The sequence below is a fragment of the Pricia mediterranea genome, assembly GCF_032248455.1.
Classification (GTDB): Bacteria; Bacteroidota; Bacteroidia; order Flavobacteriales; family Flavobacteriaceae; genus Pricia; species Pricia mediterranea.
In genome coordinates this window covers 3,181,398-3,195,677 of the sequence record NZ_JAVTTP010000001.1, presented here as the reverse complement: position 1 = coordinate 3,195,677, position 14,280 = coordinate 3,181,398, and the positions used below count along the sequence as shown (strand labels likewise).

13 protein-coding genes are annotated in these 14,280 nt (G+C 46.8%); 7 read left to right on the top strand and 6 right to left on the bottom strand.

Translation table 11 applies throughout. The annotated features are described in order from the left end of the window. Window positions 1-2 precede the first annotated feature (2 nt). The 4 genes from uppS to RQM65_RS13085 all read right to left on the bottom strand — a co-directional run bounded on the left by uppS (window position 3) and on the right by RQM65_RS13085 (window position 3,826). Window positions 3-743 carry an undecaprenyl pyrophosphate synthase gene (gene uppS, locus RQM65_RS13100; protein ID WP_314015648.1) on the bottom strand — a complete coding sequence of 247 codons (741 nt, stop codon included), beginning with the start codon at window positions 741-743 and terminating at the stop codon, window positions 3-5. Between the two features lie 212 nt (window positions 744-955). Next, a complete protein-coding gene (porG, locus tag RQM65_RS13095; RefSeq protein ID WP_314015645.1) occupies window positions 956-1,654 on the bottom strand; it encodes a type IX secretion system protein PorG in 699 nt (232 codons plus the stop codon). An 87-nt stretch (window positions 1,655-1,741) separates the two neighbouring features. Further along, on the bottom strand, window positions 1,742-2,623 hold the full coding sequence (locus RQM65_RS13090) for an NAD kinase (protein ID WP_314015643.1): 882 nt from the start codon (window positions 2,621-2,623) through the stop codon (window positions 1,742-1,744). Window positions 2,624-3,169: 546 nt separating this feature from the next. Further along, window positions 3,170-3,826, bottom strand: coding sequence for a CBS domain-containing protein (locus RQM65_RS13085; RefSeq protein WP_314015641.1), 657 nt, complete (start codon window positions 3,824-3,826; stop codon window positions 3,170-3,172). 134 nt (window positions 3,827-3,960) lie between these two features. Between RQM65_RS13085 and RQM65_RS13080 the strand changes: the two genes are divergently transcribed. The 7 genes from RQM65_RS13080 to clpX all read left to right on the top strand — a co-directional run bounded on the left by RQM65_RS13080 (window position 3,961) and on the right by clpX (window position 11,737). After that, window positions 3,961-4,677 (top strand): pyridoxine 5'-phosphate synthase, encoded by a 717-nt coding sequence (locus tag RQM65_RS13080; protein ID WP_314015639.1) that lies wholly within the window; start codon window positions 3,961-3,963, stop codon window positions 4,675-4,677. A 10-nt stretch (window positions 4,678-4,687) separates the two neighbouring features. Further along, a complete protein-coding gene (locus RQM65_RS13075) occupies window positions 4,688-5,464 on the top strand; it encodes an alpha/beta fold hydrolase (protein WP_314015637.1) in 777 nt (258 codons plus the stop codon). A gap of 134 nt (window positions 5,465-5,598) precedes the next feature. Next, entirely contained in the window at window positions 5,599-7,194 is a 1,596-nt protein-coding gene (locus RQM65_RS13070; RefSeq protein WP_314015635.1) for an SGNH/GDSL hydrolase family protein, read from the top strand. A 244-nt stretch (window positions 7,195-7,438) separates the two neighbouring features. Further along, complete coding sequence (locus RQM65_RS13065) at window positions 7,439-7,789, top strand: phage holin family protein (protein ID WP_314015634.1); 351 nt, start codon at window positions 7,439-7,441, stop codon at window positions 7,787-7,789. A gap of 413 nt (window positions 7,790-8,202) precedes the next feature. Then, a complete protein-coding gene (gene tig, locus RQM65_RS13060; RefSeq protein WP_314015632.1) occupies window positions 8,203-9,525 on the top strand; it encodes a trigger factor in 1,323 nt (440 codons plus the stop codon). A gap of 108 nt (window positions 9,526-9,633) precedes the next feature. Continuing rightward, window positions 9,634-10,317, top strand: a complete 684-nt coding sequence (gene clpP / locus RQM65_RS13055; RefSeq protein ID WP_314015630.1) for an ATP-dependent Clp endopeptidase proteolytic subunit ClpP — start codon at window positions 9,634-9,636, stop codon at window positions 10,315-10,317. A 184-nt stretch (window positions 10,318-10,501) separates the two neighbouring features. Continuing rightward, window positions 10,502-11,737 carry an ATP-dependent Clp protease ATP-binding subunit ClpX gene (clpX, locus tag RQM65_RS13050; protein WP_314015628.1) on the top strand — a complete coding sequence of 412 codons (1,236 nt, stop codon included), beginning with the start codon at window positions 10,502-10,504 and terminating at the stop codon, window positions 11,735-11,737. A 321-nt stretch (window positions 11,738-12,058) separates the two neighbouring features. Here clpX and RQM65_RS13045 read toward each other — a convergent pair whose 3' ends face one another. Together RQM65_RS13045 and RQM65_RS13040 are read right to left on the bottom strand one after the other, a co-directional pair. Continuing rightward, window positions 12,059-12,625 carry a hypothetical protein gene (locus RQM65_RS13045; RefSeq protein ID WP_314015626.1) on the bottom strand — a complete coding sequence of 189 codons (567 nt, stop codon included), beginning with the start codon at window positions 12,623-12,625 and terminating at the stop codon, window positions 12,059-12,061. Between the two features lie 125 nt (window positions 12,626-12,750). Further along, on the bottom strand, window positions 12,751-14,265 hold the full coding sequence (locus RQM65_RS13040) for a GH3 auxin-responsive promoter family protein (protein ID WP_314015624.1): 1,515 nt from the start codon (window positions 14,263-14,265) through the stop codon (window positions 12,751-12,753). Between the last annotated feature and the right edge of the window lie 15 nt (window positions 14,266-14,280).

The following is a 14,280-nucleotide window of genomic DNA, read 5'->3' as shown; positions in this document are numbered from 1 at the left end:
CGTCAGTTGAGTTGTTCGCTGGTTTTTCCAAATCTTCTTTCTCTGTTCTGATAACTTTGTATGGCCTCCGCTAAATGTAGGTCGCTGAAATCGGGCCAAAATACGTCGATAAAATAAAGTTCGGCATAAGCGATCTGCCAAAGCAAAAAATTGCTGATCCGACATTCCCCACTGGTCCGGATAAGCAAATCTACATCAGGCAAATCGTGCGTGTAAAGATGAGTATTTATAATGGTTTCGTCTATATCATCGGTTGAAATTATATTATTTTTAACTTTGATACTGATTTCTTTTACGGCCTTCTTTATTTCCTCTCGCGCCCCATAGCTTAGGGCCAAGGTCAGGGTCATTCCGGTATGGTTTTTCGTCTTCTCCATTACCTCTTTGAGCTCCCGATAGGCTTTTTTGGGAAGGGAATTAATATCGCCGATGGCGTTCAAGCGTACATTGTTTTCCATAAAGGTGTGAAGTTCCTTTTTTAAGGACGAGACCAACAGTTTCATCAGGATGTCGATCTCCAGTTTGGGCCGTTTCCAGTTTTCGGTCGAGAACGTATATAAGGTAAGGTATTCAATATTGATCTCGACACAGTTTTCAACCGTCTTCCGTACGGTATCAACCCCGTTTTCATGGCCGAACACCCGCAGTCTGCCCTGCTTTTTGGCCCATCGACCGTTACCATCCATTATAATGGCGATGTGTCGGGGGAGGTTTTTCTTGTCGATGTCGGCAAAGGAATTCATTGAAGTCGATATACGATTGATTTAAGGTTTAGGCATGGGTAGCGAGACGGATCCGTGTCGTCGTGCAGCATTGTTGAATTGGAAGAATTTTAAATTTGCGCATCCGAAATGAGTTAGTTCGTGTCTTCGGCTTGCAAAAATACAATTTCCTGTTAACGGAACAGCAAAAAATGCCTAGCGTTTAGTTCTGGAATTTCGGTCTAATTGAAAAACTATTGAAAATTATCGCAACAGGCCTTTCTGCCAAAAGTGTAAGTTAGGGTTATTCCGGAAAAAACATACCAATCGTCGCTAAAAATGTTACCGAACTGTAGGTCGCCGAGCTGTCGGCTTACGTTCAGTTTTTTGGGATTGCTGCCATCAAGGTTGTCCGTAAAAGTATAGCGCGCCCCGATTTCAGCCCCCAAGATCAAGAACTGGTTGAGTCGCAATTTGGCCCCTACTGTCATGGGGATAGCGAAACTACCGTCTTTTTGGCCGATGTCCATCATGAGTCCCGCATCGAAATAGTTATAATCATACCTGAAATAGGTCACCCCGGTGTATAGGTAAGGTGTAAAAGCAGGGCCCAACCGGTGTAGATTGTACTCCACAAAATTAAATTCGAGTCCCGCCGAAGCCTCAAGAATGGAATTGTTGATTACCCGGCCCCTTTGCTTTCGCGAGGGAATGCTCGATTTCGAGTCGTCGGCCGTAAATTTTCCGTAGATCATACTGGCCCGCCATGCGTAACGCTTGGCTATATTCCATTTGAAGAGCCCCCCAACTGCGATATCCGAAGGCAGCACATAATTGGTACGTCCTACATCGCCGATATTATTGGCCCCACCGGCAAAGACGCCGATTTCATAAGTCTGGGCGCCCATATTGCCGAAAGACAATAAAAGAAGTACGACAAAAAATCGTTTCATAGATAGGGATGGTGTTCTTTCTTGATAAACTTGATTTGGCACTTTTTATTGTTTTGGCATAGAATCAATTGCGTCTCAATGACCACATCAATTCCGGCGATCCTCGCCCCACAGCAGTTTGTTGCGAATGGTCTTTAGGAAGCTTTCGGAAGTGTACTCGACCATTTTAATAACGAAGTCCGCCTTTCTGATATTGATCTCCTTTCCGTTGGGTACGGATGCCAAGCGGGAATCCAAGGAAATGAGGTGGTTTTCTTCCCTGCCGGAGACTTTGAGGCGTATCAGCGTTTCATCGGAAATTACCAACGGTCGGGCGTTGAGGTTGTGGGGCGCAATCGGGGTAAGCACGAGCGATTTTGCCGTGGGTACGATAACCGGGCCGCCACAGCTGAGCGAATAGCCGGTTGAGCCCGTAGGCGTGGATACGATTAGACCGTCGGCCCAGTAAGAGGTCAGGTATTCGCCGTCGAGATGGGTCTCGATCGTAATCATCGAAGTGGTATCCTTTCGGCTCACCGCTACTTCGTTAAGGGCAAAGTTCAAATCGTTGAGCTCGGGAAACTCGGAGCCGGAGTTGACCTCGACCAAGCTTCGTTCAATGATGGAATATCTACCGGACTTGAATTCCTGAACCACTTTTCGCACTTCCTCTTTATTAAAGGTGGAAAGGAAACCCAATCGACCGGTGTTCACCCCGACTATAGGTATTCCCAAATCCCGAACAAACGTGGTCGCCCTCAAAATGGTACCATCGCCTCCGAAACTGACGAACATGTCGAAAGATTCGTCCAGTCCCTCCGTATTGGTGAAGGTACTATAGGTTTTAGAGGCACGGTTTTCGGAAAGATAGGAATAGAAATCGGTCTCTATCCACACCTCGGCATCCTCTTTATGAAGTTCGTCCAGCAGTTCTACCACGTATTCGGAAGTGTCTTCTTGATAGGTTTGACTAAAGAGGGCAACTTTCATGGTTTTAGTCGTTAGACGTTAGGTGTTACATTATGGACGCTAGTCGTTAGTTATTAGTTATTGGTCGGTAGTTGTGATTTGGCCTAAATTTTCGATTTGGTATCGGATGTTCGATTTTAGATATTATCTGTTGAACGAAAGGGCTTCTAGGTTGGCTGAATGACGGAATTAAAAAACAAGGTTCAACCGCTACCTTGTACTTTATCAAGGCCCAAAGCTAGACAACTTTGAAACTCGAACCAAACTACAAAACAGTTTTGAACCTTTCCGTAGAATCCCTTAAAAATTTTTAGGGCACTACTATCCAATGGTGTAAAACAGAACTATCATTAATGATTCTGACCAAAATACGAAAGGAAGAAGGAATAAGAACAGCGAAATGCCAAAGGGTGTTTTTAGGTATGAGATCGAGATCGACCTTTGGATATTTCTAAAAGGGTATCCGTTTATCTCCCTTGTTCTTTCCGTCCTTGCTCCCTTGGTGTGCCTTTCAATGAGCCTCTGCGGAATTTAGGATTACCCACGAATGTTGAGAATAAAAGCTTTTTATACATTTAGGTACTTTTCCAAATAGTCCGATCGCTCCTTGAGATCTTCCATGAACTGGTCGTCGTCGTTTCCGAAGAGAATATTATAGTTATAGCGGCGAAAGGTCTGTATGATTTCGTTCAAGTTGGAGGAGGCTACTTTAATCGTAATCTGGATGACATCGTTTTTCGAATCGGTAATGAAGCCCCCGATCAACTTGGTATTATTGCTTTCCACGATCTGGGCAATTTCGCTGAAGGTGTAGTCCTTTATCCCCTTGGCCAACACGATAATTCCGCCAGGCTCGGTAAAGAACGGGGTGTCGATAAAAAGGTTGACAATATCGGTCAGATCATAGTACCCTGCCATCCTACCCATTTCATCCAAGACGGGAACTAGATTGGCTTCATGTCGTGCAAAGGTTTCCAATACATCGAGCCAATTGGTATCCTTCCTGACAAAAAAAGTACCAAGATCGTAACGATGGTCATTCACGGTTTTACCCGTTTCGAACTGTTCCAAATCATTTTCGTCCAACACGCCCAAATAACTATCCTTTTCGATAATCGCGACATGGGAATGCGTGGTCTCCTTGAAAAAATGGATGACTTCGGACAACGGGTCATCGACTTCAAAGACCGGAATATTGGAAACAATGTGGTTTTGGATGTGCATATCTGTCTTTTGTTCTAATAGGGCGTCCGAATCTCAGGGATTACGGTCCGCTCTTTATGCAAATTACTAATTAATAATATCAAAAGGTGTGCCTTATTCGTATTTTTGTATGAACGGTATCAAAAACAGGATAAATGACGAAACTCAGTGTGAATATCAACAAAATCGCCACTTTGCGCAACTCCCGGGGCGGAAACGTCCCCGATGTTTTAAAAACGGCGGCCGACATCGAGGAATTCGGGGCACAGGGCATCACCGTACATCCAAGGCCCGACGAACGACATATCCGCTATGAGGATGCACGGCAACTTAAAGGTATCGTAACCACCGAATTCAATATAGAGGGGAACCCCATTTCCAAGTTTATCGACCTTGTGCTCGAGGTCAAACCCGACCAGGTCACCCTGGTGCCCGATTCCGTTGATGCAATCACCTCGAACGCAGGATGGGATACCATCGAATATAAGCAATTTCTGAAGGATGTCATCGGCACCTTTAAGGAGAACGGGATACGCACCTCCATTTTCACCGATCCCGTGCCCAAAATGATCGAAGGTGCTGTGGAAACAGGCACGGACCGAATCGAGCTTTACACCGAAAGTTATGCGGTACAGTATGCCGAGGGCAAGCACGAGCTGGCCGTAGAACCCTACGTCGAAGCGGCCAAATTGGCATATCGCCTAGGGTTGGGACTCAACGCGGGCCATGACCTGAGTCTTGACAACGTCAACTATTTCAAGGAAAAAGTACCCCACTTGCTCGAAGTTTCCATCGGGCATGCGCTTATTTGTGAATCGCTATATTTGGGACTCGAAAACGTTGTCAATATGTATCTGCACCGGTTGAAATGATTTAAGGCCTATGGAGGAAAAAATCCTACATTCAAAAATAGAGGGCGAGGGACGGCCATTGTTGATTTTGCATGGTTTTCTAGGGATGCTGGACAACTGGAAAACCTTGGGGGGCCAGTATGCGGAATCGGGATTCGAGGTGCACCTCATCGACCAACGCAACCACGGACAGAGTTTCTGGTCCGACGATTTCAACTACGATCTACTTTCGGAAGACCTGCTCCGCTATACGCAACACCACGAAATCGATCGAGCGGTACTCTTGGGACACTCCATGGGCGGGAAGACGGCCATGCAGTACGCCTGCGACCATCCTCACCTTGTGGAAAAATTAGTGGTCGCCGATATCGGTCCCAAGTTCTATCCGCCCCACCATCAGCCCATCGTTGACGCATTGAACGCGCTTGGTCCCGATGCCTTTAGCTCGAGAAGTACCGCGGATGCCGAACTAAAAAAACACATATCCAATCTAGGCATCCGGCAATTTCTTCTTAAAAATCTATATTGGATCGAAAAGGGCAAGCTGGCGTTTCGCTTCAACCTCGAGGTGCTTAGCGAAAAAATGGGGGAAGTGGGGGAAAATATCGGCTCATCGGACTACTATGAAGGCCCTACCCTCTTTCTTCGTGGTGACCGTTCGGAGTATATCGCCCCGGGCGATCTCCCCGAATTCAGAAAACACTTTCCAAAAGCTGAAATGGAGACCATTGAAAAGGCCGGTCACTGGCTGCATGCCGAGAACCCGGACCAATTCTTTGAGAAGTCTCTGGCGTTTATGAAAGATTAAGCGTCAATGGTTCAAATGAAAAATACTATGCATGCATAATTTTTTGTGGAAAACATTGTACGTATGGGATTTTTGGTTAATTTTGATTACAGGTATAAATTAACATGTCCTTAACAACCCCCTAAGACAAAACGATGAAGAAGATTTTAGCGTTACTTGCCTTTTGCAGTCTGTTCGCAATTTCGTGCAGCAATGACGACAATGCGCCGGTAGGCCCCACGCCCCCCGAACCCACTCCTGAAAATTACACCAGCGGCTCCGCAGATTTTTCAAACTACGTGGCCCTTGGAAACTCCCTGACCGCCGGATATTCCGACGGCGCCCTGTTTATGGACGGCCAAGAGGCGTCCTTTCCCAATATGCTCGCCGGCAGTTTCGCCGAAGTGGGCGGAGGTGAATTCAAAATCCCCTTTATGGCAGATAACTTGGGCGGACTGACTTTGGGAGGAGAAAAGCTCGAGGGCTTTGAAAATCGATTTATTCTGTCCTTCGCCTCCGGCTCCCCCTCCCCGGTACGCTTAGAAGGGCAAGGCTCCACGGAAGTAACGAATGTATTGTCCGGTCCGTTCAACAACATGGGCGTGCCGGGCGCAAAGATCTATCATCTGGCAGCCCCCGGTTATGGCAGTCTCGATGCCCTGGCCATCGGGGCCGCGAATCCGTATTTTGTGCGGTTCGCCTCCGACCCTATGGCTACTGTAATTGGCGATGCCGTGGCACAAAACCCCACCTTCTTTACAATGTGGATCGGTAACAACGATATCCTATCCTATGCGACATCTGGTGGATCAGGGGTAGATCAGGAAGGCAACCTCGATCCTTCTATCTACGGCCCTAACGATATCACCGACCCCAACGTATTCGCAAACATATACAACCAGCTGTTACAGGCCCTTACCGCCAATGGCGCCGGCGGTGCGCTGGCCAATTTGCCCGATGTAACCACGGTTCCATATTTCACGACGGTACCTTTTGATCCCTTGGATCCCACGAATCCGGATTTCGGGCCGCAAATTCCGACCTTGAACCAGAACTTTGCGGGATTGAACCAAGTTTTCGCCGCCCTGCAAGTGCCCGAACGCTCCATCGTCTTCGCCGAGGATGCCGCCAGTGCCCTTGTCATCAAGGACGAGTCGCTGCCCGACCTGTCACAACAGATTACCGGCGCCTTGATGCAGGGAGGATTGGATGCGGGTACCGCGACCGTCTTTGGAATGCTCTACGGTCAGGCCAGACAGGCCAATGAGAACGACCTAATCGTACTCACCGCCCAAAGCGAAATCGCAACGCTGAACGAAACTGCCTTTGCATCGTTACAAGCAATGGGACTCCCCGCCGCCAATGCCGGGCAACTCGCGGTAAACGGGGTAACCTATCCTTTGGAAGACCAATGGGTGCTGACCCCTGACGAGCAGGCTACGGTCTTGACGGCGACGGAAAAGTTCAATACGACCATCTCGGGGCTGTCCGACCAATACGGACTGGCGTTTGTAGATGCGAACGCGGTCTTAACCCAAGCGGCCAGTGAAGAAGGCATTCCCCTCTCCGACGGCAGTAGCGTGACCGCCGAATTTGCAACGGGCGGCGGGTTTTCGCTCGACGGGGTGCACCTCTCCCCACGGGGCTATGCCATCATGGCCAACGAATTTATCGAGGCCATCGAAACCACCTACAACGCCGATTTGCCCGAAATCGATCCGCTCGAATACAAGGGACTTTACGTCAACTAGTACAAAATAACAAGATAAACCGACCGACATAAGGACAGAAAGGCCGAAAATTCGGAAAATGAGTAAAGGAACGGGGTGATCTGTCCTAATCGGGGGCCATCCAACCCTGAGAGAATTATTTTCAAGTGACGTCGAACCGACAAAGGCCTTCATACTTGGCTGGCGACCTTGATTCAAATTAAAGTTCTAATTTTGGAGACGTCGGATACTCCGGTGCCGTCGTCCAACTAATACCATTCTAAAGATGAAACTCATATTAAGGGTACTCCTCAGCGGTCTCGCGGTCGTAATTTTGTCGAAAATATTGCCTCATGTTTCGGTCGACAGCTATTTTACGGCCATCGTGGTAGCCATCGTGCTGAGTCTCTTGAATCTGATTGTAAGGCCAATTCTTGTCATCCTGACACTTCCGGTGACTATTTTGACCTTGGGCCTCTTCTTGTTGATCATCAATGCCATAATCATCCTATTGGCCGATAATCTTATCAGCGGTTTCAGTGTCGACGGCTTCTGGTGGGCGCTGCTGTTCAGCTTACTACTCTCTTTTTTACAGTCCCTGTTGTACTCCCTCCTAGATGAAAAGGGCAAGGTGTAGGACGAAAACCCAGTGGTTTTCCTTTAGAGCTAAAAGCCTTCAATCTAGATTACTATCTGATAACCAAGCATTTATAAGCAAAAGTGTTTCATAAAAACTAAAAGACGCATCCTAACGGACTATAATTCCTCGGCGATAGTCCACATGTATTTACAAAAGGCCCTTATGTAGGCATCCCAAAAAAACACCGCCCTTTCACCCGCTAATTCATTCCCCCCCCCATCCAATACGAAGTCAGCAGCACGTCTACTACATCGTGAAAACCAGTGCTAAAGGTTGATAGCGGTGCTTCCCGGCATGCTATTCCATCTTGCCCAAAAGTTTGGCCCGCAGCGGTTTCAAAACTTGGTAGGATACTCAAATTGTACTACTTTTGCATCCCGTTTCGAGGAACTTTAATAAAGATGATTTAGATGAATATTACCAAAGAGCAGATCGACGACCTCAATGCAGTCGTAACCGTAGCCATCACCAAGGAGGATTATCAGGAAAAAGTGGATAAGATCCTGAGAGATTATAGAAAACAGGCCGATATTCCCGGTTTCAGAAAAGGCCACGTGCCTTTGGGACTGATCAAAAAACAATATGGGAAGTCCATTTTGGTAGACGAGGTAAACAAGCTGCTACAGGACAACCTCAACAAATATTTGACCGAGGAGAAGCTTGATGTTCTAGGGAATCCGTTGCCCAAGCAACAGGATAATTTCGATTGGGACAATGAAGAGCTCGCCTTTGAATTCGAATTGGGCCTTGCCCCCGATTTCGAGGTTTCGCTCGATACCGAAGAGCCGATTACCCGATACAAGATCGTTGCCGACGAGAAAATGGTCAACGAGCAGGTCGAGCGCTTGCGAAAACAGCACGGAAAACTCATCAGTAAGTCCGAAGTCAACACAAAAGATGAGGTTACCGGCACCTTTACCAACGAAGAAGAGGAGATAGACAACAAGGCTACCCTAGAACTGGAGAAGATCGAGGACGAAACGGCACTTGAAAGCCTCAAAGGAAAAAAGGTCGGCGATTCGATTACGCTGAACACCAAAGGCCTCTTAAAGGACGATTATCTTCTATCGAGCGTTTTGGGAGTAACCCAGGAAAAGGCCAAGGATCTTGATATCCAAGTCGTTTTCACCATCGAGGAAATCAACGAACGGGAACCTGCCGAACTCACGCAGGAATTCTTTGATACCATTTTCGGGGAGGGCAATATAACTTCCGAGGAGGAAATGAAGGAACGTATCAAAGAAGACTCCGAGAAACAGTTCGAGCAGCAGGCCGACCAAAAGCTGCTGAACGACGTAACCGAATACTTTATCGAAAACATTGACTTCGAGCTTCCAGCGGAATTTTTAACCAAGTGGATAAAAATGACCGGGGAAGAGCCTTTGACCGAAGACCAGGCCGTCGAGGAATACGAAAAATCGGAAAAAGGACTTCGTTACCAGTTGATAGAAGGTAAAATCATCGAGGACAACGACATACAATTACAGCGCGAGGAGGTTATGGAGTTCGCCAAGGGCTACATTCGCTCGCAAATGGCGCAATATGGACAATTAGATCCCAAAGAGGAAGAACTCGATGGCATTGCCGCGAGGGTATTGGCAAACCAGGACGAGGCAAAGCGTTTGTCGGAGCAGTTGATGAGCCAGAAACTGCTTGAACTTTATAAGGAAAAAGCAAATCTGAAAACCAAGGAAGTGAACTACGAAGATTTTATTAAGGAAGTTTACGGATAATGATTTCCGGTTGATTGCGGAAAGTCTTTAACAAATATAGGGTATCTTTACCTTACCGAGAATCAGCATCTCGATGCTTTTTTCACTACACCTTTCGAAAACAAGAAAATGGATTACGGAAAAGAATTCAAGAAATACGCCACCAAAGACCAAGGTGTCAATAGTATGTATTACGACAAAATAGTCGAAAGCATGCACCCTGTAGGGCTCACCCCTAACATCATCGAAGAACGACAAATGAACGCCGTTGCCATGGATGTCTTCTCGCGGCTGATGATGGACCGAATCATCTTTCTGGGTACCGGAATCAACGATCAGGTAGCCAACATCGTTCAGGCCCAGCTATTGTTTCTGGAAAGTACCGATGCGGCAAAAGACATCCAAATATATATCAATTCCCCAGGCGGAAGTGTTTACGCCGGACTGGGCATCTACGATACGATGCAGTTCATCAAGCCCGATGTGGCGACCATCTGTACCGGTATGGCCGCCTCAATGGGAGCCGTATTGCTCTGTGCAGGTGAAAAGGGCAAACGCAGCGGATTGACCCATTGCCGAGTCATGATACACCAGCCCATGGGCGGCGGGCAGGGCCAGGCGAGCGATATCGAAATTGCGGCCCGCGAAATTCTACAGATCAAGGAAGAGCTTTACGAGATTATCGCCAAGCACTCGGGGCAGACCATCGAGAAAGTAAACGAAGACAGTGATCGTGATTATTGGATGAAGGCCGACAAAGCCAAGGAATACGGAATGATCGACGAGATTTTGAAGAGGGATAAGGACTCGTGAAAAAATTAAAAATATGACGCGAAGCCAGCTAATGGTAGGTGCAGTCTATAAACTTGTGGCTTCGACGGTCAGGTATGACCACCAGACAATACACTTTTCGATAAAAGGTAAACCAAAACGAAAAACACAGCGTTACTATTTAGGTTCAAGTTTCCGGTTTACGTAAATAAGAGAACATAAGACTATGGCGAAGGAAAATTTAGAGTGTTCATTTTGTGGAAGGAAAAAGCCCGAGACCAACCTATTGATCGCAGGGCTCGATGCACATATCTGTGATCGCTGTATAGAACAGGCCCACGGTATCGTAACCGAAGAATCGAGGCAGACCAAGACCAATGACCTTTCTTCGGAACTTATACTGAAAAAGCCACAGGACATCAAAGATTTTTTAGACACCTATGTCATCGGACAGGAACGGACTAAAAAAGTAATGTCCGTCGCCGTTTACAACCATTACAAAAGGCTGTTACAACCCAAGTCCAAAGACGATGATATCGAGATTCAGAAGAGCAATATCATCATGGTCGGCAACACGGGTACCGGTAAGACCTTGGTAGCCAAGACCATTGCCAGGATGCTCAACGTACCTTTGGCCATAGTTGATGCCACTATATTGACCGAGGCCGGCTATGTTGGCGAAGACGTTGAAAGTATTCTTACCCGGTTGCTTCAAGCGGCCGACTACAATCTGGAAAAGGCCGAACGCGGTATCGTGTTCATTGATGAAATCGATAAGATTGCCCGCAAGAGCGACAATCCATCGATTACCCGCGATGTTTCGGGGGAAGGCGTACAGCAAGGTCTCTTGAAGTTATTGGAAGGTACCACGGTCAACGTCCCGCCCAAAGGTGGACGCAAGCATCCCGATCAAAAATTCATCGAGGTAAATACCGAAAATATTCTATTCGTTGCCGGTGGTGCCTTTGACGGTATCGAACGGGCCATTACCAAGCGCTTGAATATGCAGGCGGTAGGCTATAGCGCTTCCAAGGCAGATGAAACCCTAGATCAGACCAACATCCTACAGTACATAATCCCAAAAGATCTTAAGGAATTCGGATTGATTCCCGAAATTATTGGTAGGCTGCCCGTCTTGACCCATATGAATCCATTGGATGCCACTACCCTACGCGCTATTCTTACCGAACCGAAGAATGCGATTATCAAACAATATGAAAAGCTTTTCGCTATGGACGATATCAGCTTTAGCATTACCGATCAGGCCTTGGATTACATCGTGGAAAAAGCAATCGAATATAAACTGGGAGCTAGGGGCCTACGATCCTTGTGCGAGGCTATTTTTACCGACGCCATGTTCGAAATGCCAAGCACCGACGAGACCGAACTTAAGGTTACCAAGCCCTACGCGGAAGATAAGTTATCGTATGAAACAATCAAGAAATTGAAAGCGGTTTCTTGAAACAGTTCTACCAACATTTGAGGGTAAAATTGTAATAGTTTAGAACTTGACTTAAGACAAAAGGACGTAAGACGTAAGACAATTGGTCATTATACCTTGACGTACGGCCATTTGTTGGAATTTCACCCTTAAGTCCATCGTGTTCGGATTTATGGCCTAAGTCATAAATCTGGAGAATTCATTGATACCTTTCAAGAACATCTGTGGTAGGGCCCTTGAAATTAATTTCCGTTATCAGCTTTGCAAGTAAGAGGATCAGGGGTCGTACGGTCAAAGATCACACCCCATAAATTCCTAAACCCATAAACTGATAAACTCAAATCACACCGCTTTTTCCCGTTTTTCCCGGTCCCATGATTTTTGGGTGACCGAACGTAGTAGATCCAAGCAGACTTTTTGAATCACCTTATCGTCGGTGTACATTTTATGGCCGAAACCTTTGATCAGCTCGGCTTTCAAGCCCGTTTCTTCGTACCATGTTGATTTCGGTCGATAAATGTCCAAGTCGCCGAACAATGCGGTGGTCTTGCAACCCGGCCTTTTCTTTTCGCCGCGTATCCTAGTCGAGGAGACGGTGTAGAGCGATTTCATGGATAGTCCCGCGAGGTTGGCTTTCCAAGCGATAGTACCCCCCGTGCCGAAACCCAGATAGTGGGCCGGTTTTTTCTCTTTTTTCAAAAGATGGACGGCTGCGGTATCAATGCCGCCATCGACAAAGGCCTTGAGAATATTTTCTTCGGAATGCACTTGTACTTCCAAGTGCGCCAATTGCTGGCTGTCGTAAAAGGTAATATCGAAATACTGCTGTAGGTACGCGAGATAAGATGTAATCCATTGTCCCTTTTTTACGCCCCACATATCGGAAATAATGACGAGTCTTTCTGCCATAACAATTACGTGTTTTAATTAGCTTGTACGTCTATCCTTAAGAATTTCGATTTTCAGAAACAATAGGGGTACATTGGGTTAAGTTCTTGTCGCTAATTTGCACCTTAAACGGTAAATATCCATAATTATTTGTTCATTCGAAGCAATTCTTCGATGTAATCCCGCTTGTTGGACAATCTGGGGATCTTGTGCTGTCCCCCGAGCTTACCCTTCGATTTGAGCCAATCATAAAACAACTGTTGCCTTGCAACGTGTATTTTTGGCATGTTCAAGGTGATATTGTTATACCGCTTGGCCTCGTAATCGGAGTTCAATGCTTTGAGGGCATTGTCGAATACCTCGGTAAAGTAATCGAGATTTTGAGGCGGCTTACGAAATTCGACAATCCATTCGTGGGCTCCTTTTTCCCTACCGGCCATAAAAACAGGTCCGGCAGTATAGTCCTTAATCTCGGCCCCGGTCTTTAGGCAAACCGTTTTCAAGGCCTCCTCGGCGTTCTCGATAATCAACTCTTCACCGAACACATTAATATGGTGTTTGGTGCGGCCCGTAACCTTGATCCGATACGGATCCGTTGACGTAAAACGTACCGTGTCGCCGATTTGGTAGCGCCATAGCCCCGCATTGGTGGTGATAATAATCGCGTAATTGGTATCGGTCTGCACCTCCCAAAGCGGAATCGCTTGTTGGCTGGCGGTACCATAGCTGTCCATGGGAATGAATTCGTAAAAAATACCATAATCCAGCATCAACAAGAGCTCGTCGGACGCGTTTCGGTCCTGAATAGCGAAAAAGCCTTCTGACGCATTGTATATTTCGTAGTATCTGAAATTTTTGCGGGGAAAGAGTTTGCGATACTGTTCTTTATAGGGATTAAAATTGACTCCCCCGTGAAAATAGACTTCCAGATTCTCCCAAACCTGGAAAATATGGTTCTTTCCGGTTTCCTCGAGTACACGATTGAGCAACACCAACATCCAAGAGGGGACGCCCGCCAAGCTAGTTACGTTTTCTTGGGTACTTTCCTTAATGATGGCCTTCAGCTTCTGTTCCCATTCGCTCATTAACGAGACCCGATTGCTCGGGGTGCTGCTAAATTCGGCCCATAGGGGCATATTGTCAATAAGAATGGCGGACAAGTCGCCGAAAAAGGAGCCGTTGTCTTCGTAAAGTTCCTTGCTTCCGCCCAACCGGAGGCCTTTTCCCATAAAAAGCTGGGAATTTTCGTTATTGTTCAAATACAGACAGAGCAGGTCTTTCGCCGACTTATAATGGCAATCTTCCAAAGACTCCGAGCTAACGGGAATAAACTTGCTCTTGGCATCGGTAGTGCCACTGCTCTTGGCAAACCACTTTATCGATGTCGGCCAGAACAGGTTCTGTTCGCCCCGGCGGGTTCGTTCGATCAAGGGCTGCATCTCTTCATAAGATACGATGGGCACACGCTCGCGAAAGGTGTTATAGTCGGTAATGCTTTTGAACCCGTGCTTTTTCCCGATTTCAGTGTCCTCGGCTATTTCGACCAACTGCTGCAATACCTCTTCCTGCACTTCCACGGGGTACTTAAGGAAAAGCTCAATTTGATGATAACGCTTTTTCAAAAGCCACGAGGCTATGGAATTTACTATGGGTATCGGCATTATTTTGGATATCTT